At 60.6% G+C, this 21,648-nt stretch carries 20 protein-coding genes; 6 read left to right on the forward strand and 14 right to left on the reverse strand.

The genetic code is table 11. The annotated features are described in order from the left end of the window. Positions 1-32: 32 nt before the first annotated feature. Entirely contained in the window at positions 33-806 is a 774-nt protein-coding gene (locus AB5Y71_RS01225) for a DeoR/GlpR family DNA-binding transcription regulator (protein ID WP_005355851.1), read from the reverse strand. Positions 807-928: 122 nt separating this feature from the next. On the opposite strand from AB5Y71_RS01225, the gene blrA reads away from it, so the two are divergent. From blrA to AB5Y71_RS01255, 6 genes are all read left to right on the forward strand, one after another. Then, positions 929-1,603, forward strand: coding sequence for a beta-lactam response regulator transcription factor BlrA (gene blrA / locus AB5Y71_RS01230; protein ID WP_236368129.1), 675 nt, complete (start codon positions 929-931; stop codon positions 1,601-1,603). Continuing rightward, positions 1,600-3,021, forward strand: a complete 1,422-nt coding sequence (gene blrB / locus AB5Y71_RS01235) for a beta-lactam sensor histidine kinase BlrB (protein WP_368170806.1) — start codon at positions 1,600-1,602, stop codon at positions 3,019-3,021. The genes blrA and blrB overlap by 4 nt, the downstream gene beginning before the upstream one ends. Positions 3,022-3,101: 80 nt before the next feature. Further along, positions 3,102-3,896, forward strand: a complete 795-nt coding sequence (gene blaOXA / locus AB5Y71_RS01240) for an OXA-12 family class D beta-lactamase (RefSeq protein ID WP_368170807.1) — start codon at positions 3,102-3,104, stop codon at positions 3,894-3,896. Positions 3,897-4,008: 112 nt separating this feature from the next. Next, entirely contained in the window at positions 4,009-4,488 is a 480-nt protein-coding gene (locus AB5Y71_RS01245) for a DUF1566 domain-containing protein (protein WP_041210468.1), read from the forward strand. Between the two features lie 116 nt (positions 4,489-4,604). Further along, positions 4,605-5,954 carry a cell envelope integrity protein CreD gene (gene creD / locus AB5Y71_RS01250; RefSeq protein WP_368170808.1) on the forward strand — a complete coding sequence of 450 codons (1,350 nt, stop codon included), beginning with the start codon at positions 4,605-4,607 and terminating at the stop codon, positions 5,952-5,954. A gap of 134 nt (positions 5,955-6,088) precedes the next feature. Beyond that, a complete protein-coding gene (locus tag AB5Y71_RS01255) occupies positions 6,089-7,486 on the forward strand; it encodes a DUF4832 domain-containing protein (protein ID WP_368170809.1) in 1,398 nt (465 codons plus the stop codon). Positions 7,487-7,518: 32 nt separating this feature from the next. Here AB5Y71_RS01255 and AB5Y71_RS01260 read toward each other — a convergent pair whose 3' ends face one another. The 13 genes from AB5Y71_RS01260 to AB5Y71_RS01320 all read right to left on the reverse strand — a co-directional run bounded on the left by AB5Y71_RS01260 (position 7,519) and on the right by AB5Y71_RS01320 (position 21,644). Continuing rightward, positions 7,519-7,926, reverse strand: a complete 408-nt coding sequence (locus tag AB5Y71_RS01260) for a hypothetical protein (RefSeq protein WP_368170810.1) — start codon at positions 7,924-7,926, stop codon at positions 7,519-7,521. Further along, the gene (locus AB5Y71_RS01265; protein ID WP_368170811.1) at positions 7,923-9,050 is read right to left on the reverse strand and encodes a glycosyltransferase family 4 protein; all 1,128 of its coding nucleotides are present in this window, start codon (positions 9,048-9,050) and stop codon (positions 7,923-7,925) included. Before AB5Y71_RS01265 ends, AB5Y71_RS01260 begins: the two co-directional genes overlap by 4 nt. Next, positions 9,037-9,528 (reverse strand): serine acetyltransferase, encoded by a 492-nt coding sequence (locus AB5Y71_RS01270; protein ID WP_368170812.1) that lies wholly within the window; start codon positions 9,526-9,528, stop codon positions 9,037-9,039. Before AB5Y71_RS01270 ends, AB5Y71_RS01265 begins: the two co-directional genes overlap by 14 nt. Next, positions 9,525-10,739 (reverse strand): glycosyltransferase family 4 protein, encoded by a 1,215-nt coding sequence (locus AB5Y71_RS01275; RefSeq protein WP_368170813.1) that lies wholly within the window; start codon positions 10,737-10,739, stop codon positions 9,525-9,527. Before AB5Y71_RS01275 ends, AB5Y71_RS01270 begins: the two co-directional genes overlap by 4 nt. Beyond that, positions 10,736-11,746: a glycosyltransferase family 2 protein gene (locus AB5Y71_RS01280; protein WP_368170814.1), complete on the reverse strand. Its 1,011-nt coding sequence runs from the start codon at positions 11,744-11,746 to the stop codon at positions 10,736-10,738. Before AB5Y71_RS01280 ends, AB5Y71_RS01275 begins: the two co-directional genes overlap by 4 nt. Beyond that, positions 11,743-13,122, reverse strand: coding sequence for a capsular biosynthesis protein (locus tag AB5Y71_RS01285; protein ID WP_368170815.1), 1,380 nt, complete (start codon positions 13,120-13,122; stop codon positions 11,743-11,745). The genes AB5Y71_RS01280 and AB5Y71_RS01285 overlap by 4 nt, the downstream gene beginning before the upstream one ends. After that, positions 13,119-14,333 (reverse strand): lipopolysaccharide biosynthesis protein, encoded by a 1,215-nt coding sequence (locus tag AB5Y71_RS01290; protein WP_368170816.1) that lies wholly within the window; start codon positions 14,331-14,333, stop codon positions 13,119-13,121. Before AB5Y71_RS01290 ends, AB5Y71_RS01285 begins: the two co-directional genes overlap by 4 nt. Continuing rightward, a complete protein-coding gene (locus AB5Y71_RS01295) occupies positions 14,330-16,471 on the reverse strand; it encodes a GumC family protein (RefSeq protein WP_368170817.1) in 2,142 nt (713 codons plus the stop codon). Before AB5Y71_RS01295 ends, AB5Y71_RS01290 begins: the two co-directional genes overlap by 4 nt. 15 nt (positions 16,472-16,486) lie before the next feature. Continuing rightward, positions 16,487-17,026 (reverse strand): polysaccharide biosynthesis/export family protein, encoded by a 540-nt coding sequence (locus AB5Y71_RS01300; protein ID WP_368170818.1) that lies wholly within the window; start codon positions 17,024-17,026, stop codon positions 16,487-16,489. 1 nt (position 17,027) lies between these two features. Further along, on the reverse strand, positions 17,028-18,347 hold the full coding sequence (locus AB5Y71_RS01305; RefSeq protein WP_368170819.1) for an outer membrane beta-barrel protein: 1,320 nt from the start codon (positions 18,345-18,347) through the stop codon (positions 17,028-17,030). Then, complete coding sequence (locus AB5Y71_RS01310; protein WP_139473916.1) at positions 18,331-19,734, reverse strand: undecaprenyl-phosphate glucose phosphotransferase; 1,404 nt, start codon at positions 19,732-19,734, stop codon at positions 18,331-18,333. Before AB5Y71_RS01310 ends, AB5Y71_RS01305 begins: the two co-directional genes overlap by 17 nt. 20 nt (positions 19,735-19,754) lie before the next feature. Beyond that, the gene (glmU, locus tag AB5Y71_RS01315; RefSeq protein ID WP_368170820.1) at positions 19,755-21,122 is read right to left on the reverse strand and encodes a bifunctional UDP-N-acetylglucosamine diphosphorylase/glucosamine-1-phosphate N-acetyltransferase GlmU; all 1,368 of its coding nucleotides are present in this window, start codon (positions 21,120-21,122) and stop codon (positions 19,755-19,757) included. Positions 21,123-21,215: 93 nt separating this feature from the next. Beyond that, on the reverse strand, positions 21,216-21,644 hold the full coding sequence (locus tag AB5Y71_RS01320; RefSeq protein ID WP_005339345.1) for a F0F1 ATP synthase subunit epsilon: 429 nt from the start codon (positions 21,642-21,644) through the stop codon (positions 21,216-21,218). Between the last annotated feature and the right edge of the window lie 4 nt (positions 21,645-21,648).

The following is a 21,648-nucleotide window of genomic DNA, read 5'->3' on the forward strand; positions in this document are numbered from 1 at the left end:
GTAAAGTCAGTTGGATGGTTCAGAGCTCGATGTCAGCAAGTGACCGGGGCGCAGATAAGCGTCACCCCCTGGGCTTGAATCTGTTCTCTGGCCTCGCTGGCCAGCCCCTCGTCGGTCACCAGGGTATGGATGCTCGACCAGGGAAGTTCGAGATTGGGGATCTTGCGGCCGATCTTTTCCGATTCGACCATCACAATGACCTCCCGCGACACCTCGGCCATGACCCGCGACAGGCCCACCAGCTCGTTGAAGGTGGTGGTGCCACGCTCCGGGTCGATGCCGTCGGCACCGATAAAGAGCTGGTCGAAGTCGTAGGAGCGCAACACCTGTTCCGCCACCTGCCCCTGGAAGGATTCGGAGTGAGGGTCCCAAGTGCCACCGGTCATTAACAGGGTAGGCTCATTTTCCAGCTCGCGCAGGGCACCGGCCACATTGAGGGAGTTGGTCATCACGATGAGGCCGCGCTTGTTGCCCAGCATGGGGATCATGGCGCTGGTGGTGCTGCCGCTGTCGATGATGACGCGGTTGTGATCACGCAGCCGCTCGGCCGCCGCACGGGCAATGGCTAACTTTCGGTTCGAAACTTGTTCAGGGTTGACCTCGACCACCATCTCGCTCGGCAAAGGGACAGCACCACCGTAACGGCGCAGCAGCAGACCGCCGGTCTCCAGTACCGCCAGATCTTTACGGATGGTCACTTCGGAGGTAGAAAAGTGTTTGGCGAGGGCGTCGACGCTCACTTCACCCTGCTCTTGTACCAGGGTCACTATGGTGTGGCGGCGTTGTTGAGTATTACGTTTGGTCATTATTAAGTTTCGATTCGAAAGAACATCGAAATATTAGCCCCTTTTTCGGAAAAATAAAACAGCAAATAGGATCCGATTTGGTTCGATGCCAGAATGGGGTGCCAATTTGCGACGAGGATGCCATGCAAAAGAGAGTCATCTGGCTGGTGGAGGATGAGGCCAGCATCGCCGACACCCTGATTTACGCCCTGCAGACCGACGGGTTTGAGGTGGAGTGGTTCATGCTGGGCCAACAGTTGCTGACACGACTGGAACAGACGCGACCCGACTTCCTGATCCTCGATGTGGGGCTGCCCGACATCAGCGGCTTCGAACTCTGCAAGCAGGTGAGGGCGCTGACCGATATCCCCCTGATGTTCCTCACCGCCCGCAGCGAGGAGATAGACCGACTGATCGGGCTGGAGATCGGTGCCGACGACTATGTGGCCAAACCCTTCTCGCCACGGGAAGTGTGTGCCCGGGTGCGGGTCATCCTGCGCCGCAGCCAGCCCGTCGCCCCCCAGCCCAGCGCCCTGCTGGTGCTGGATGAGGAGCGTGCCCGCATTCACTTTCGCGGCCAGCCGCTGGCCCTCACCCGCTACGAATATCTGCTGCTCAAGACCCTGATGCTGGCGCCGGGGCGGGTCTACTCCCGCCAGCAGCTGATGGATCTGGTGTGGCAGGATGCGGAGGAGAGTCTGGATCGCACCGTAGATACCCATATCAAGACCATCCGCGCCAAGCTGCGCGAACATGATCCCGAGGCCAACCTGATCCTCACCCACCGCGGGTTGGGCTACAGCCTGGAACAGGCATGAGACTCGGGTTGCAACTGCTGTGCGGCCTGCTGCTGATCTTCGCGCTGGCCGCCTGGTTCGTGCTGGAGATCTTCGTCGAGGAGATCAAACCAGGGGTGCGCAGCGCCACCGAGGATACTTTGGTGGATATGACCCAGCTGCTGGCGCCGCTCGCGCTCGATGACCTGAAAGAGGACAATATGATGAACGGGCGGTTGGCCAGCGCCTTCGCCCGCCTCAACCAGAATCCCATCAATGCGATGATCGACGGCCACCTCAAGCAGCAGGCGGAGTACCGCATCTATGTCACTGACCAGAAGGGTATGGTGATTTACGACTCCGACGGCACGGATCTGGGCAAGGATTATTCCCGCTGGAACGATGTCTACCGCACCCTGCGCGGCCAATATGGCGCCCGCAGCACCCGCACCGATCCCGACGATGCCGCCAGCTCGACCATGTATGTGGCGGCGCCGTTGCGGGAAGGGGCCGAGATAATCGGCTCCCTCACCGTCGCCAAACCCAACCGCACCCTGATGCCCGCCATCGAGCGCGGGGAACAGGAGCTGCTGCGGGCCGGCGGCCAGATGCTGCTCATCTCGCTGCTGATCGGCAGCCTGCTGGTGTGGTGGCTCAACCGCGCCATCGGCAAGCTGGTGCACTACGCCGACTCGGTCAGCAAGGGGGAGGCGGCACCGCTGCCGCAGTTGCACACCGTCGAGCTGGATCGGCTCGGCCGCTCGCTGGAAACCATGCGCCACCAGCTCGATGGCAAAAGCTACATCGAAGCCTATGTTCACAGCCTGACCCACGAGCTGAAGAGCCCGCTGGCGGCCATTCGCGGGGCAGGGGAGATTTTGGCCGAAACGCCACCCCCCGAAGTTGCCAAACGGTTTATCGGCAACATCAATCTGGAAACCGCGCGCATGCAGCAGCTGATCGAGCGAATGCTGCAACTGGCGCGGCTGGAGTCGGGGCAGGGGCTGGATCGCCAGTCGGTGGAACCGGCAAAACTGGGCAAGCGCACCCTCGACGCCCGCCAGATCATCGCCCTGCGCCGTCAGGTGGTGCTGGTAGCCGAGCTGGCCAGCGCGCCGAAACAGAAGTGGGATCCGCTGCTGGTGGAGCAGGCCATCGGCAACCTGCTGGATAACGCCATCGACTTCTCTCCCGCCAACGGGCAGGTCACCCTGAGCGGCAGCCAGCAGGAGGAGGGCTACTGTTTTCGGGTCACCGACAGCGGCCCCGGCATTCCCGACTACGCCCTGCCGCGCATCTTCGAGCGCTTCTACTCCCTGCCGCGACCGGACAAGGGCAAGAGCAGTGGTCTCGGGCTCAGCTTCGCCCATGAGGTGGCCCACCAGCATGGCGGCCGTCTGACCCTGAGCAACCGACCGGAAGGAGGCGCGCTGGCGGAACTCTGGCTGCCGTTCGCCTAGTCACCCCGCAACTTCACATTCCCCACACAAAGCGGCATTAGACTGCCGCTTTCTCTCATCCATTTGCTCAAGGAAATGCTATGTCCCGCCTGCTTCTCTCCAGCCTGCTGGCTACCGGTCTGCTCTGCGCAGTGCCGGCCTCCGCCGCCAGCGGCTGCTTTCTCTATGCTGACGGCAACGGCCAGACCCTCTCCAGCGAAGGGGACTGCTCCAGCCAGCTGCCGCCCGCGTCCACCTTCAAGATCCCGCTGGCGCTGATGGGTTATGACAGTGGCTTTCTGGTGGATGAAGAGCATCCGGCGCTACCCTACAAGCCGAGCTATGACGGCTGGCTGCCCGCCTGGCGCGAAACCACTACCCCGCGCCGCTGGGAAACCTACTCGGTGGTCTGGTTCTCCCAGCAGATCACCGAGTGGCTGGGGATGGAGCGTTTCCAGCAATATGTCGACCGCTTCGACTATGGCAACCGGGATCTCTCCGGCAATCCGGGCAAGCATGACGGCCTGACTCAGGCCTGGCTCAGCTCCAGCCTCGCCATCAGTCCGGAGGAGCAGGCTCGCTTCCTCGGGAAGATGGTGAGCGGCAAGCTGCCGGTCTCGGCGCAGACCCTGCAATACACCGCCAATATCCTCAAGGTGAGCGAGATCGACGGCTGGCAGATCCACGGCAAGACCGGCATGGGCTACCCGAAGAAGCTGGATGGCAGCCTCAACCGCGATCAGCAGATCGGCTGGTTCGTCGGCTGGGCCAGCAAACCGGGCAAGCAGCTCATTTTCGTTCATACCGTAGTGCAGAAACCGGGCAAGCAATTCGCCTCTATCAAGGCGAAAGAAGAGGTGCTGGCCGCCCTGCCCGCGCAACTCAAGAAGCTCTGATCACCACATATACCTGACGACAGGGCTGGAGGCCAAAGCTTCGCAACCCGCTCCGATCATCAGGGTCAGCCCGCCGACACCGGGCTGACCGCCATCCGCACAAGAGACAAAAATGAAATTATTCCTGTGGCTGCTCTGGCTTCCGGCCAGCATGGCGCTGGCCGCCTGCGACCTCTCCGATCGCCTGAGTCGGCAAGGGGGAGTCATCCATGATCGGCTCAACCAGCTCGAATGGCAGGCGTGCAGCCTGGGCAGCGAGTGGCGGGAGGGGGAAGGGTGCGTGGGCACACCGGCCCTGCTGACGCTGCTTGAAGCCAAGGATGAAGCGGCCCGCCTTGGCGAGGGGTGGCGACTCCCCACCATCGAGGAGCTCTTCACCCTGCTCGACGAAGATTGCCGGGCGCCGATGACAGACCCCAACTTCTTTCCGGACATCCATGACAACGGGGAAAATGCCGCTCCCTACTGGACATCCAGCACCATCGAGGAGATGCCGGAACTGGTCTACTACATCGACTTTATACACGGAGTGATCGATGGCCATACCGATCGCTTCGCGCAAGCCGCCCGGCTGGTGCGCTCCCGCCCCTGAACAATCCCACGGCGCCTGATGGCGCCGTTTTGCTCAGTTCACAGCCACTTCACACAAGCCCATCACCACTTCACGCCAGACTGACAGACTCGCTCCTCAGAACAAGGAGACGTGTCATGGTCAAACAGATATTCACCCACAAGATCTTTCTGCTGCTGTTGCTCAGCCTGCTGCTGATGGTGCCGGTGCAATCCATCATGGAGCTGAACCGGGAGCGGCAGATTTACCGCAATCAGGCGATCCAGAGCATCATGGCCAGCAGCAGTGGCCCGCAACGGCTGATGGGGCCGGTTATCGTGCAGCCCTATACCCGTTCGGTGACGGTCGAGCAGGATGGCAAGCGCTTCGTCCGTCAGGAGCAGACCTATCGCTACCTGCTGCCGGAACAGCTCGACGTGCAGGCCACCATGGAGGTGACCCCGCGCAAGCTCGGTATCTATCAGGCGCAGGTCTATCAGGCCCGGCTCTCCCTCTCCAGCCGTTTGCCGACTGCCGCTCAACTACAAGAGAGCGCGCCGCTCGCCGGGGATAACGAGCTGGTGGCAGGCAAACCCTACCTGAGTCTGGTGCTCTCCGATGCCCGCGGTATCAACAGCGTCCCCGAACTGCAACTCGGCACACAGAGGATCCCGTTTGCCCCCGGCGCCCGCCTCGGTGATGCGCTGGCGGGTATCCATGCCCCGCTCGACAGCCTGCCGCAGCAGGATGGCACCTTCCATCTGGAGCTCAATCTACAGGGGATGAACGCCCTCGACATAGTGCCGCTGGGCAAGGAGAGCACCCTGCAGCTGGCGGGCAACTGGCCCCATCCCAACTTTATCGGTGACTTTCTGCCGGGTAGTCGCACCCTGAGCCCACAAGGGTTTGAGGCCAACTGGCAAACCAGTTGGTTCGCCAGCGACATGGAGACCCGCTTCAACCGGATGATGAACGGGGGCGATAGCAATCTCTCCACCTTCAGCGTCAGTCTGGTGCAGCCGGTGGATCACTATCAGCTCAACGAACGGGCGGCCAAGTATGCTCTGCTCTTCATTGGTCTCACCTTTATCAGCTTCTTCATGTTCGAGCTGCTCAAGGGGCTGCGGGTTCACCCGATCCAGTACGCGCTGGTGGGCATGGGGCTGGCCATTTTCTATCTGGTGCTGCTGGCGCTGACCGAACACCTCGGTTTTGGCTGGGCCTATCTGGTGGCCGCGCTGGCCAGCGTGCTGCTCAACGGCTTCTACCTCAGCCATGTGCTGGGCGGCCCGAAGCAGGGGATCGGCTTCGCTGCGCTGCTCGGGCTGGTCTATGCCATCCTCTACAGCCTGCTGCAGGCCGAAGAGATAGCTCTGCTGCTCGGCGCCCTGCTGCTGTTCGCCACCCTGGCGCTGATCATGCTGCTGACCCGCAAGCTCGACTGGTATCAGGTGATGGGGCAACAGGCTGCCGAGTCCCGCTCAGCCGGACATGACAATGACGACTGAGGGCACAACCTCCGTCAATCTCTGACCTAGACAACAAAGGCTTCAGTCGGTTCTTCTCGAAAACAGCGGAACCGGCTGGGCCTTTGTCCGCCAATTTCCTAGCATGCAACCATGTTCCACTGGCGGACGATCACATGAAAATGCATCCGGGCAGAACCCTGCTCTATTCCGGCTTGCTATGGGCTCAGGGAGCTCTGGCCGGAACCCTCACCATTCATCCCGAACCGGTCGACGACCTCTTGCACAATCCCGGCGTCGGTATCGAAGAGTTTCACAACAGCTGGGGTCATCCCCTCTCTCTGGCTGAACATCCGGTCAGCACGGTCGACTACTTCCGCTTCTACTGGAGCGAGCTGGAGCCACGGGAGGGCGAATACAACTTTGCTCTGATCGACAGGGCCATCGATCAGGCACAGCACGCCACCCCGAAACAGTCGATTGCCCTCAGGGTCATGACCCTTGATGAGCCCTTCTCGGGCAGCAAGATCCCGGAGTGGCTTATCAACAAGGGGATTCGGGGAGAGTGGGTGAACAACCACCAGACCTTTGTGCCCGACTACAGCGACCCGCTGTTCCTCGCCCGTGCTACCCGGCTGTTTCAGGCGCTGGGAGACTATTACGATGGCAATCCGGCGCTGAGTCATGTCGACATCGGCATGATAGGTTCATGGGGGGAGTGGCACATGAGCAACTTCCCCGGCCCGACGCTGGAACAGCGCTACAGCAGCGAGCAGCTCAAACCCTATGTTGACCTGCAGATGGCCGCTTTTCCGCGAACCCCCAAGCTGATGCTCATCAACAACCTGCCCATGTTCGAGTATGCAGTGGGCAAGGGATCTGGCTGGCGGGCAGACTGCCTCGGCGACTGGCACCACTTCTCCCAAAGCTGGAGCCACATGCGCAATGCCTACCCGGAACGACTGGCGAGCGCCCGCGCCAATGTGGCGAACTTCGATTCCAGCTGGCAGAGGGCGCCGGTCAGTTTCGAGGTGTGCGGCAAGCTGAGCGAGTGGCCAGGCCAGCAGCAGTACACCATGGAGGAGGTCAAGGCCACCTTTGACTGGGCGCTGGCCCAACACGCCTCCACCATCAATCTCAAATCGGATCCGGTTCCGCCCCAATATCGACCCATCGTCGACAATGCCCTGCGCAAGATGGGCTATCGCATCGTGCTGGACCAGCTGACCCTCAAGGGAACCATGAAGCCGGGGGCTACCCTTGCCCTCAACGGTGACTGGCACAACGACGGAGTAGCGCCGGCCTATCGCAACTGGCCTCTCACCTACCGGCTGGTCAACGAGGAAGGGCAGGTCGGCGCCATGCTGGTGACCCGCAACGACATGACCCGCTGGATCCCGGGCAGCAAGGCTACCACTCGCGACAGCCTGACCCTGCCGAGCCGGATGGCGCGCGGTCACTACTATCTCGAGCTGGCATTCATCGGTCAGGACAAGCAGCCCGCTCTGCAGCTCGGTATTGCCGGTCTGGAAGAGAGTGGCTGGTATCGTCTGGCCGAGATCGACATCCAGTAACACAAGAGGGCTCCCGCAGGAGCCCTCTTTCATCACATCAGCACGCTCTTTTTGAACAGATCCCACACCCCGAACGAGAAGTGCTTGAAGATGTCGATGCCAAGGGCCGACTTCACCAGATAGAGCAGCAGCACCATGCCGCAGATCCCCAGCAGCAACAGCAGGGTAGTCAGCAGCAACTTGAGGTGAAAGCGCAAGCCGCTCTCCCGCCCGCGGTAACGGCGATCCCGTCCCATCAGCACCACCAGATAGCAGCGCCAGCGACCGATGCCGAAGGCGCTGTTGACGTTGATGGCGTGCGACTTGCCATCACTCATCAGCCGCAGCGCCTGCTCGATACCGTCGCGCTGGGTTTCACTCAGGCTCTCGGCCACCTCGGGGGAGATAGCACGGTAGAAGCGGTCGATCGCCCCCTGAGGTTTCTGCGGTAATTGGCTCATTGGTTTTCTCCTGCGGGTAGGCCCAGAGCCTTGTTGTAGACCGCCATGGTCTGGCCGGCGATCCGCTGCCAGTCATACCGCTGCAGATAATCGCTGTAATCGACCTTGCCGCGAGTCAGCTGGGCGTTGAGTCGCTCTGCCAGCGCACTCACATCGCCGACCGGGAAATAGCACTCCTGTTGCAGCGCCACCGCCAGATTGGCGGGAATGTCGCTCACCACCACCGGCAGGGAGAAGGAGAGCGCCTCCAGCAGAGCAATCGGCAGCCCCTCGTGATAGGAGGGCATGGCAAACAGAGCCGCCTGTGAAAATACGCTGATCAGCGCCTCGCCATTGAGGAAACCGGTACGGATAACCCCCGGTGTTTCATCCGCTATCCGCTGCAAGCGCTCGCTGTAGGGGGTCGGGTGATCCGTATCCCCCACCAGTACCAGCGGCAGCTCGGTATCGAGCTGGCGGTAGGCGGCGATGAGATCGTGCAGCCCCTTCTCTTCGACGAAGCGGCCCACCGCCACCAGATAGTTGCCTGCACTCAGCCCGAAACGGGCCAGAGTCTGGTCCGTCTTGTCCGCAGCTGGCAGCTCGACCCGTTTCACCCCGTTGTAGATGAGGTGAGCATCCTGGCGATCGTACTGGCGGCGGATCGCCTCGTTGATCACTTCGGAGATGACGATCACCTCGCTGGCATAGCGTACCGCCCAGCGCTCGCCAAGGCGTAATACCCACTTGGCCAGCGCCCCCCACTTCTGGCGGTCATAGTCGGGGCCGTGGTGGGTAAAGACCACCCGCTTGCCAAGCAACCTCAGCAGCGGCACCACCAGACCCGGGCCGATGGCATGAACATGCACCAGATCGCAGGCATGACGGCGGCAGTAAAAAGCCGCGAGCAGAGAGTGGAGAATTGCCTCCAGCGACTTCTTTTTGGGGGCAGGCAACGCCTTCAGTGCCACCCCTTCAAACTCGCCGCGTCGGTAATCCACATAGGGGGCGCGAGCCAGCACGGTCGCGGCCACTTCGAACTGGCGGTGCAACTCCGGATAGAGGGACTGACAATGGGTTTCGACACCGCCCAGTACATGGGGGATCCCCCGGGTACCGAGCACGGTCACACTAATCTGCTTCATGATCTTCTCGAATGATTCTGGCGGGATTGCCCGCAACAACGGCGCGAGCCGGGACGGAACGAGTAACGACGGCGCCGGCACCGACACAGGCATGATCACCAATGGCGATTGCCCCGATAACGATGGCGCCGGTGCCGAACTCGACCCCGTCCCCCACGGTGGGCGAGAGGAGCTGGCCGCTCTGACGATCTGGCTTGTTACCCAGGGTGCAGTTGTGGCGCAGGGTGCAGTCACGCCCCATCTGCACGCCGTCACCGATGACGATATTCTGCGGGTGATAGAGGCGAAGACCCCAACCCAGCCGGGCTCTTGGCGAGATATCGAGGCCACACAGCAGCTTGAATCCCTTGAGCAGCAACAAGCCGGGCAGCCTCATAAAGCGGTCTCCCTGTGCCAGCCGGTAGCAGAGCAGGAACAGGCGCGCCGTCTTGCTCGGATTGAGCGCCAGTTCGGCTTTTAACTCGTGCCAGAAACTCATCTCTGCTCCTCAAGCAACGACTGGTAGAGCGCCAGCAGGGCTTGCTGGTGGCTGGCGAGGGAGTAGCGGTCGATCAGCCGCTGACGGGCCGAACGCCCCATGGCAGCCGTCTGCTCCGGCTCGGCCACCAGCCTGTCCATGCAGCGGGCCAGCTCGTCGGCATTGCCCGCCTCGAACAGCAGGCCATCGAGACCGTCGCGGATCTGCTCAGGAATCCCGCCAATTCGAGCCCCGATCACCGGTTTGCCATAGGCCATCGCCTCCAGCACCGACATGGAGCAGTTCTCGTACCACTCGGACGGCACCACCACGGCCTTGGCGTGACGCAGCAGATCGAGCAACGCTTCCCCCTGCTTGAACCCCAGCAGTTCGGCATTGGGATAATGCTGCCCGAGGTGCGCCAGCAGCGGGCCACCGCCCACAATTTTGAGGCCCGCCGGCCGCGTCATGCGCTGATGGGCACGGGCAAGCGTCTCGCCCCCTTTCTCGGCCATCAGGCGGCCGAGGAACAGAAAGTACCCCCGATCCTCTCCGCTTTCACGGCTCGACTCGACATCTATGCCATTGAGGATCACCTCGATGCGGGAAGCGGGCAGCCGGGTGCGAAGCATCCCGGCCATGAAGGCGCTCGGCGCCACCAATGCATCGACTTGCTCATAGTTGCGGCGCCACTGCTGCCAGGCCGCCTCAGCAGAGAGCAGCAGGCTCTTGCCCCACGACCCCTCCTGCCACTGATGGCGAAACAGCTTGAGCCAGGAACCCTCGATCCGGGTCAGATCGAACGGCTCGCCATCGACCAGCATGCTGTAGTTGGGACAGGCCACCTTGTAGTCGTGGGCTGTCAGCACCGTCTTGCAGCCCAGGGATTTGGCCACCCGGATGATCGCCGGGGTGAGCTGGTGGTAGATGTTATGAAAGTGAACGATATCGGGCCGCTCTGCACGGATAAGCTCCGCCAGCCGATCACAGGCCTCCTGATTGTGGATGAATCGAACGGCGATCTTCAGCCGATCGAAGAGCCCGTGCCGCTGGTGATAATCGACGTTGGCCGGAAAGTAGCCGCTCTGGGGCGAGGGGAGGTTATCCGGATGCTGCATGGCAAAGTCGATCACCTGATGACCCGCCTGACGCACCATCTCCCGCTCCTGAAAGAGGACGGTCTCGGCACCTCCCTTCATGAAAAAGAACTTGTTGGCAAAGAGCACCTTCACGGCAATGACTCCTGGATCAGACGATGGGCGGGCGCCTCGCGCGCAGAGCGCTGGGGCAACAGCAGGCCGCGCACCAGCCCGGCTGCATAGATGGAGAGGTTCATGACACTGCGCAGGGCATCTTGCAGGGAGCGGTTCTTCAACCACTTGAGAGCGATGAAGCCACCCAGCGGTGTCAACGCCAGCAACGGCAACCAGAACGGCAGTCCGGCTACGAAAAGCAGCGCGCAGAACAGGAGTGTCAGCAGGTAGAGTCCGAACAGCAGCTCGGAGCGGATCACCGACAGCACCTCGCGAAAATAGGGCTGCCCCCACGCCGAGCGCACCAGCTCGCCGCTGGCAAACAGATACCCCATGCGCCAGCGGTAACGGATCAGGGCAAGTGAGTCCATGGTGTGGGAGGTGTGAAAGAAGAAGGGGACATCGAGCCGCTCCAGCCGATAGCCCGCCTGACGCAGCCGGATACCCAGCTCCGCCTCTTCGTAACCGTGCAGGTTGCGATTGGTGAGATAGCCGATCTGCTCGATGGCGCTGCGTCGAAACAGGCCGCCACCACACAGCCAGCGCGACTCGCCCAGCGGATAGATCTGGTTGATGCGCTGCTTGCGCGACTTGAACTCGTAGCTGTGGGCATCATCCATCTCGGCCCACCCGGCCACGCCACCGCACTCGGGATGGGAGTGCATGTGCGCAATGGCGGCTGGCACAAACTCCGGCTCCAGCTTCATGTCGCCATCGAGCAGCAGCAGGAATTCCCCTTCGCTGAAGAGGTAGCCAAGCTGTGGCCCCACACCACAACAGCGATCAGCCGGATTGGTCAGGCTCACCACAGTCACTCCCAGCTGGCAGGCGATCGCCTGGGTGCGGTCGGTCGAAAGACTGTCCGCCACGATAATCTGGTGGGAGTAGTCGGCCAGAGCGCTTCTGATGCTGGCTATGGTGTCGGCAATCCCTGCCTCCTCGTTGTAGGTCTTGATGATGACGGAGATAAGGGGGGATGGAGTCATGACACCTCACGGGAACGGGTGGCCTGCCGAACCGAAGAACGGATCACCAGGGCGGCACCCAGCACGAAATAGAAGAGAAACTGCTGCACCGGGATCAGCATCAGCAGCTGGCTGTAAGGCAAGCTCAGCAGGCAGGCGATCCCGAACGCGATGAAAGCGGGTTGATAGCTGAGCAGACGCACATCTGCCGCGCTCAGCAGCTGGCGATCCAGCAACGGACGGGGACGGCAGCACCAGAGCAGCAGAACGATCAGCACGATGAAGATCAGGGTGCCCATCAGTCCCACCTCCCACAGCAACACACTGAGGGAAGTGGAGTCGAGCAGCACGTTGAACAGGGGGTTGAGAAAACCGGGCAGGGTGCTGCCATGATTGGTGGTGTTGAGGCCATAACCAAACAGCAGATTGCTGAGACCGTGGTGATCACCGTTGCTGGCCCAGAAAAAGATCGTCGTCACCCGCCCCAGCTCGCCGGTTTCCGGGTTGATGTGGTTGGGATCGAAGATATAGCCGAGGGAGTCGATAAACAGCTCAATGGTCCCCTGTTGCCCGGCCCCCTCGAACGCGGATGAGTAGGAGGCTGCCAGCACCAGAACGGCCACCGCCACCAGCGCCGTCATTGCCAGCGCAATCAGCAGCAGACGCTTGAGGTCATAGCTTTTCATCCCCCTGACATAGCTTGGCGAGAGCCAGACCCAGGCTAGCAGCAAGGGGGACAACAGGATGACGAACTTCACCTCGGCCAGCACGCAGATGGCAAAAGCTGCAAGAATGTGAAAAGCGACCGAACGACGCGAAATGAGGCCGTGGCGAAACTCGGAGAGCTTGATCAACATCACCAGCAGGCAGAAGAAGCCGAGTGCACCGGTATTGCCGCCACCCATGGGATCCCCCCCGAAGGTACCGACCACCGAGTCCCACTTCTCAAACTCGCCGCGCATTGCCACCCGCTTCGGCACCACCACCAGCACCTGAAACAGTACCACCGGGATCTGCAGGTAGAAGACCCACTCCACCAGCTTCATGATGCGGTAAATCTGTGACTCGCGGCAAAAGCCGAGCAACAGGCAGGGAAGCAGCAGAGAGAGCGCCAGCTCGTTCTTGAAACCGATGATAGTCACCATGCCCCCCTGCTGAAGCAGGGTGCCCAGCAGCGCCAGCACCAGCAAGCCACAGTAGAGCAGCAGCAGTACCTTCTCCTGATAGTCGAGCCGCAACGGGCTGTAACGCGTCTGCAGCGGCAGCAACATCAAGGTGGCAATCGCCAGCAGGAAGGGCAACCAGAGGAAGGCCGTAATACCGGTAACGTACTGGGCCAGGCCGCAGATCACCAGCGACAGCAGCAGATTGGCCTGCATGATGAGGGCACTGTTCACGAGGCCAGCTCCATCCGCCCCTGCAACTCGGCAGCCCGGCGGTTGACCCGCAAAAAGACGAAGCCGTAGCGCACCGCAGTCAGCAGAGAGAAGGCCAGCACGCAGAGCTCGTACTCCTGATGCAACCAGGGCAACAGCACGAAGGCGATCACTACGACCAGCAGCTGCTCAAGCTGGATCCGCAAAAAGTAGCGGGGCGAGCCGAACACCAGCTCGATTACGGTCAGCGGGCAGATGGCCACCGCAGTAAACACATAGGGCAACATGTAGCGGGAGGTATCGATGGAGGCGATCCACTCCGCATTGAAGAACCACTTCATCACCAGCGGATAGCAGATGAGGATCCCGAGGGTGGCCGCACTGCCCATCGCCAGCAGCAGCCGCTTCACCTTGCGAAACTCCTCCCCGTTGAAACGGCGCAGGCGGAAATCCTCCGACCATCGCGAGAAGATGGAGTGGCGGATGGCGTTGCCAACAATCACCACGGGCGCCAGACAGAAGCGGTTGACCACGGCAAAGTAGCCCGCCACCAGAGGGGAAAACCAGAAGTTGATCAGCACGGTCGGCAGATTGGCCGTCACCATCGCCAGCACTTCGGCACTGCCGACACCAGCCAGATGCGCTTTATGGCGGGAGAAGAAGTGCTGCAAGCGGCGCGGGGCAGCCTCTCTCAGCATGGCACTGTGCCAGGCAAAGGCAGACCACAACCAGCCCCCGATCACCAGCAGCAGCAGACAGGCCCATAACTGATAGAAGTGCGCCATGTCAGGGGCCAGCAGCAGGCAGAGCAGCACCACGGCAGAGGCCGAGATACGCTGCAGACCGAGCCGCTGGTAGTGGCCGGCCCGCAGGGCCAGATTCTCGGCGATGAGGATCAGCCCGTGGGTCACGGTCAGCAGGTAGAGCGGCCAGAGCGGCAGCGAGAAAAAGCAGACCACCACCAGCACATAGGGGATGGGGAGCAACAAGACCTGCAACAGGGAAAAGATCAGGTTGCCGGGCAGCTCGGCCTCCTCCAGCTTGGGCAACAGCAGTTGCGAGGCAAAGGTGGCAAGCTGGGCACCGATCAGCACCAGACTGTAGCTGAGGGCATAGAGCCCGACCGCAGCCATGTCGAACTTGTGCGACAGTGACCAGACCGAGAACGCCCCGATCAGCTGGGATAGCACGGAAGCACCCCCTATGGTGGTGATGCTGCGTAGCAGTTTCATAGCGCGCCCCGGGTGGGTGCACCACAGAATCTCAGGTTCTCCGCTCCTTCCAGATCGCGCTCGGAGACCTGGGTCAGCACTGTCCCCAACACCGCCACTCTGGCATCCCGCAGCTGTGCCAGCACGCTCAGCACCCGACTGGCCGGCAGCTGGCCGGACTGGATCACATGAATGGCACCATCCAGCGGCTGCCCCAGCAGCAGGGCATCCTTGCCGACCTCCAGCGCAGGGGTGTCCACTATGATGCGGTCAAACTGCCCGGCCAGAGTTGCCAGCAGTTCGCTCCAGCGTGGCGAGCCAAGCAGTGCCAGTGAGGAGGAGACCGGCTGGCCAGCCGGCAGCAGGGTCAATCCCTCTTTTGGCACCAGACAGGCAGCCAAATCGGCTTCGCCTGCGAGCAGCTCGGCCAACCCCGGTCTGGCTGCCTGCCCCAGCAACTGGCGACCAAGGGAGCCCCGGCGCAGATCCCCATCCACCAGCAGCACTCGCTCATGGCGGGCAAAGCTGGCGGCACAGAGAGCCGCCAGCGTCGACTTGCCCTCACCAGCACGGGTCGAGGTGATCATGATGCGCTGCAGCTGACCCGGCTCCAGCCGCATGATGGCGTAGAGGTCATCGGCACTGGCACCTACTCTGGGATTGACCGCCCCCACCCGCAGCAGAGCACTCTGATCCTGCAGGGCCGCCAGCCGCGGGATTTCACCAAGCACCCGACCACCGAGCTGGGAGACCAGCTGGCTCAGACGATCCAGGGTATTGCGCAGCGCTCCGGCAGTGATGACTACCAGCACGGCAACCATGCCCGCCATGATCACCACCATCAGCAGAAACAGCATCTTGTTTGGTTTGGCAGGCAGCAAGGGTACCGATGCCGCGTCGTAGAGGATGGCATTCGACTCGTGCAGCTGAGCGTTCAAGCGGGTCTCTTCCTGACGGCGAAACAGCTCGTTATAAAGCTGACGGGTCTTGTCGATATTGTTCTTCAGGTTGTTGTACTCATCCTTCTTGACTGCCAGCGAGGAGAACTCCCGCTTCTTCTCGTCAAGCTGGGCGAGGTACTCCTGCTCCTTGCGCTGGCTGCTCTGGTAGCGATCCTCGATACCGTCGGCAATCTCCCGCATCAGCTGGTTTGACTGGGTATTGAGCGCCTTGATGCGTGCTTCGGCCTGCAGAATACGGTCATGCTTGGAGCCATAACGCTTGGCTAGCTCGGAGAGCTCCTGTTGGGCCTTGATGAGGGCGATGCGCAGATCCTGCATCTGGGGGTGGTTGGAGACCTCGGGCAGGGAGGCCAGCGCCGCCGGATTGCGGCCGTACTCCTGAATGGACTGGAATTCGGCCTGCGCCGCCAGCCGCCGCTCGCGGGCATCCGCGTACTTGTTGGTGATGATGCCGAGCTCTTCGGTTTGCAGACCATCTACGCCGCGAAATGTAAGCAGATCATTGCGGGCAAGAAAATCGCCGAGCTGCTTCTCCTGCTTCTCCAGACTGGCCTTTATCTCCACCAGCCGGCTCTGGTTCCAGTGCGATGCCGTGGTGTTGGCATCGACCCGCTCCTCCACATTGAGATCGATGTAAGTCTGGGCCACCTCATTGGCGACGCTGGCGGCCAGCTCGGGAGAGCGGGATTCGAACCCTATGCTGACCAGCTGGGTATCGCGCACCGGCGAGACGGTCAGGTGTCTGGCCAGATATTCCAGCGCATGCTGGTGGCGTGAGGAGGCATCCTCCTGATGTGCGGCACTCCAGAGCCCCTTGATGCGGCTCAGCCAGCTGTCCGGATTGGGCTGTCCGTTGAATTCCGGCAACTCGGCCAAACCCAGATGAGTAACCACCTTCTCGGCCACCCGGCGTGACTTGAGCAGCTCGAACTGGGTGTTGTAGTACTCGCGGCGGCTGGTATCGACCCGATAGACGGGCTCGATAGGGGAAGCGCTGTTGGCATCAGCCTTCAGCAGCAGGGTCGCACTGGACTGGTAGTAGGGTGGCATGCTGAGGATAAAGGGGGCTGCCACAAGGGTCTCCACGGCGGCAAACAGCACCACCTTCCACCAGTTTGCCTTGATCACCCGCCAAGGGCCGCTGAAATCGAGGCGGCTCTCTAGCGCACGGCCATTTTCAACCAACAATGAAGTCATGAAGAGCGTCCTGGATCAGAAGAAACTTTGTTCGATGGTGATGATGTCGCCGGGATTGAGTTGCCGTTGCAGGCTCACCTCTTCCAGCAACTGATCGCTGCCATTGAGGCGCAGGCTGATATCCCGTCTAGCGGCGCGATAGGTGAAACCACCCGCCAGCGCGACGGCCTTCTCCACCGTCAGGCCGGGCTGGTATTCGTAGCCACCCGGGTGAGCCACCTCGCCAGCTACAAACACCTGACGAAAAGTGGTCACGTTGACCGTCACCATGGGCTCGAGCAGCACGCCGTGCTTGAGCCCTCTGGCCAGCTGCTCGGCCACCTCAGTGGTGGTGTGGCCCATCAGCAGCACCTGACCCAGATAGGGATAATTGACCTGGCCACTGGTATCGACCTTGAACTTCATCGACAGATCCGGCTCGCCATACACCCGGATTTCGACCTCGTCCCCCGGCGCCAGCCGGTAGGCGGAATCGTTGCCTTGCGGGCTCTGGCCAGCCCAAACCGACAGGCTGAACAACCAGCCAAGCAGAAGCACCATCACGCTTTTGTTCATGTTAAATGGCTACCTTGAGTGAAAGAGAAAGCTGTTGTTTGTCGTAACCGAGGGCCCGGCCATAGCAGTTGCCACCGATGTCGATGGGCTGCCCGGCAAAGCTGGAACCGGAGTCGGCCTGCTGGTAGTGGAGCCCCAGATTGACGGAGGGACGAATGTCGTAGCTGATGCCCATGCCCCAGCGATGGATGTCGTCCTGACGGTGGCGGTTGTCGTTACCACAGACCACCGACTGGTGATAATCATCCCGGATATCGTGATAAGAGAGCGTGGTTGCCACTCCGGGTGACCAGTGGTGCAGCCACTCGGCGCCATATAGCTGGCTGCTGACATAGCCGCCGTCACCACCCGGATCACGAATGGTCCGACTGGAGAGCAGCGCGAGCTTGCTGTAATTGAGCGGTTGCCACTCCAGACGCAGATCCCAGTTCAGCCCTTTGAAACTCTCCGCCTGTGGATCATTGACGAAACGCTTGTAGATCCCGCCGATATTGGCATCGATCCGGGTCTTGCCGGTCAGCTGGCTCATCACCCCGGTGATGAGAAAAAACTCGTCGGAATCCTTGCGCGGATTGGCCGGATAGCGTCGCAGATTGGTCTGCAGGGTGTAACGAAAACGGCTGACATGACTCACCTGATCGAACAGCTCGACAATGGCGGTGTTCTCCTGCCACTCCTGCTCGGCCATATAGCGTTCAAAGTCATGCTGGTAGAGGTGCTTGTCGAGATAGCCCAGATCCTTGTGGGAGAGCGCCAGCTCCAGCTTGCCTCTGGCATCGGGAGCGCCGTAACTGTAACGGCCACCCACTTCGCTGCGTTTGAAGCGCAACGGCTCGGCAATGTTGAACCAGCCGAAAGTGGCATCACCGCCAGCCTTCTCATCCCCCTGCAACATAAAGCCTTCGGTCAGCCCCTCGCCACGCGCCTCATGGCCCAGCCGATACTGGTACATCAGCTTGAAGGCGTTGCGCAGGGAGAAGCGCCAGCTGCCGTCAAACTGGAACTGGTGATCGGCATAGCCATCCCCATGGCTGCTGCCATAGCGACGATAGTCACCCAGATAGCTGAACTGATAGCGATCCAGGCCGCGTTTGCCCACCATGCGAAATTCCGGGGTGATTCCGATGAAATCGGAGCCAATCGCCTGACCACTGTCACGCAGCCACAGCAGGTTGCTGTCGTGACCATAACGACTCTCCATCTCGGTCTGGACCTCCAGACCCAGCGGCCCCTGATGGGATAAGGGAGTGACCTCGGCACGGACTGAAAGAGAGGGGGAGAGCAGCAGTCCGGCGCAAACGAGGCTAGTAAGCTGACGCACCGACAAACCCCTTGAATACAGTCAGGAAAATGACTTTGAAATCCAGTCCGAGCGACCAGTACTGGATGTACTTGAGATCGAACTTGACCCGCATCTCCATCTTGTCGAGGGTGTCGGTTTCACCACGAAATCCATTTATCTGGGCCAGCCCGGTAATCCCCGGTTTGACCTTGTGGCGCAGCATGTACCGCTCCACCAGTGAGCGGTACTGCTCGTTGTGCGCCACGGCATGGGGACGTGGCCCCACGATCGACATGGAGCCCTGAATCACATTGAAAAACTGCGGCAGCTCATCCAGCGAGGTACGACGCAAAAACGCACCGAATGGCGTCACTCTGGGATCGCCTCTGGTTGCCTGAGTCACCACGGCATCATTCTCCATGACGCGCATGGAGCGGAATTTCCAGACCTGGATCCGTTTCCCCCCCAGGCCGTAGCGATCCTGCTTGAAGAGCACGGGTCCAGGGGAAGAGAGACGCACCCCGAGAGCCACCAGCGCCATAACCGGAGAGATGAGCAGCAGGATGAGTGAACCCAGCACCAGATCTTCAATGCGTTTGAGCAGGGCGGCGCCACCTTCAAACGGGGAATCGAAAAAGCTGAAGGTATAGATATCGCCCACCCGATCGATGTGGGATACGGTCAGGCCGTACTCATAGAAATCGGGTACCAGATAGGTATCGACTGTGGTATCGGAGAGTTCGTAGAGGTAGTGATTGATGCGCTCCCGGGCAGTCAGGGGCAGCGCCAGATAGACTTCGTCGACCAGCCCTTTGCGGGCTAGCTCGAGCAGTTCGTCGACATCACCCAACAGAGGACTGCGAGTCGGGTAACCGAAGCGCTCTTCGCTGCGGGCATCGAAAAATCCGAGCATCTGGATATCGTGACGCGGACTCTCCCAGAGGGATTTTTCCAGCGCCAGTCCAGCCGGAGTCACGCCAATGATGGCCACACGACGACAACAGGAAGCACCGCTGAACCAGAGGGTCACCAGTCGGTACAGCACCCGATAGCCGGTAGAAATAAGACAGGCCATGGCAAGCCAGAGCACAGCCAGCTCAAGCGGGAAAGGGTGGTAGGGTTTAAAGATGGGAACCAGATAGACCAGCAGGTAGAGCAGGGTAGCTGTTACCAACCAGGAGAAGATGAGGCGCAGCAGAGACTGCGCCAGATGTTTACGAACCCGGCTGCAATAGAGCCCGGTATTCTGGGAAACCAGAAAGAAGACCACCATGCCCAGCGTGGCCAGTGACATCTCGTCCAACCCATGAAACAAACCAAAGTGCCGCGAAAGCAGCACCATTGAGACTGAAATTCCCACCAGATCGACAAAGCGGGAAAACAGACTGTGGCTCGCGTCTGCGAGCTTGATGATTCGTTTGTTCATGGGTCGCCTTCATACTGATATCACTTATCAGTTTTCTTGACCGGACGAGCCCAGTTCTTGATGTGACGCTGGGGTACCCGGGTTATCACGAGTTCATTTTCACCCACGTCCTTGGTAATAGTAGAGCCGGCACCCAGGGTGGCCCCCTTGCCGATGCGAACAGGCGCTACCAGTTGGGTATCAGAACCGACGAACACATCGTCCTCGATGATGGTCTGGAATTTGTTGACCCCGTCGTAGTTGCAGGTGATGGTACCGGCTCCGATATTCACCCCGGCACCGATCTCGGCATCACCCAGATAGGTCAGATGACCGCACTTGGAACCAACCCCAAGACGGGCCTTCTTCATCTCGACGAAGTTGCCAACGTGCGCATCCTGCTCCAGAACCGCCCCCGGGCGCAAGCGGCTAAACGGACCCACTGAGCACTGATCTGCCACCTGTGCCCCCTCGATAACCGAGTAGGGTTTCACCTCGGTGTGATCGCCAATGACGCAATTTTTCAGTACGCAACCGGCTCCGATACGAACGTGATTGCCGAGAGTCACCTTGCCCTCAATGATGACGTTTGCATCAATAACAACCTCTTCACCAATTTCCAAAACCCCACGCAAATCAAAGCGTGCGGGGTCGATCATGGTTGCACCTGCAATCATCAGTTTCTCGGCCTGCATCTGCTGATAGCTGCGCTCAAGCTGAGCCAATTGCACCCGATTGTTGGCCCCTTCCACTTCAGCGGCGCGCTCCGGATGAACGGAGGCAATCGGGCAATTATCGCCGTGAGCCATCGCGATCACATCGGTCAGATAGAACTCGCCCTGGGCGTTTTTGTTGTCGAGACGAGACAACCATTGACGCAACTGGCCCCCATTGGCCACCAGCACGCCGGTATTCACCTCACGGATCGCCAGCTGTTCGGCATTGGCATCCTTCTGCTCGACGATACCGACCACCAGACCGTTTTCACGGACGATGCGGCCATAGCCGGTGGGGTTGTCCAGTACCACGGTCAGCAGTGCCATCCCGTTTTCAGCCTTGGCAGCCAGCAGTCGCTGCAGGGTCTCGGGCTGGATCAGCGGGGTATCGCCGTAGAGCACCAGCACATCGTCTTCATCCTTCCAGAACGGGATGGCCTGGGCAACGGCATGACCTGTCCCCAGCTGCTGCGCCTGCAGCACCCAGTTCACATCGGCCGCCACGATCCGCTCTTTCAGCAGCTCGGCACCGTGGCCATAGACCAGATGCAGCTGCTCGGCACCGACCTGACGAGCGGTATCGATCACATGGGAAACCATGGGTTTGTTGGCTACCGGGTGCAGTACCTTGGGCAGGGAAGAGCGCATACGGGTACCTTTACCCGCAGCCAGGATCACGACGTTGAGTGACATAAATTGACCTTTGGAACATGGAAAATACTCGGCGGAGTCTATCCAACGGGTAAAAAAAAAGCGACCCGAAGGTCGCTTTTTACATCACCGTTATTAGCGGTAATTCTTTTTGACGATATCGATGACTCGCAGTTGAGCCATCGCCTTGGCCAGCTCGGTGGCGGCCTGGGCGTAGTCGATATCACCATGGGAGCTGTGGATCCGCTCTTCGGCTGCGCGCTTGGCTTCCTGGGCTTTCGCCTCATCCAAGTCGTCAGCACGAATCGCGGTGTCCGCCAGCACGGTCACGGATTCAGGTTGTACTTCCAGCATACCGCCGGAGATGTACAGCACCTCTTCAGTTCCGTTCTGCTTCACCAAGCGGACCAGGCCCGGCTTGATGGCAGTCAGCAACGGAGCATGACCGTGGCGGAGACCCAACTCACCTTCGGAGCCTGATACCTGAGCGGATTGCACGCGACCGGAAAAAAGTTTTCCTTCGGCACTCACCACGTCCAGGTGAAAGGAGATCATCTCTGCCATGGGC

This window comes from Aeromonas sp. R9-2 (assembly GCF_040908025.1).
Classification (GTDB): Bacteria; Pseudomonadota; Gammaproteobacteria; order Enterobacterales; family Aeromonadaceae; genus Aeromonas; species Aeromonas veronii.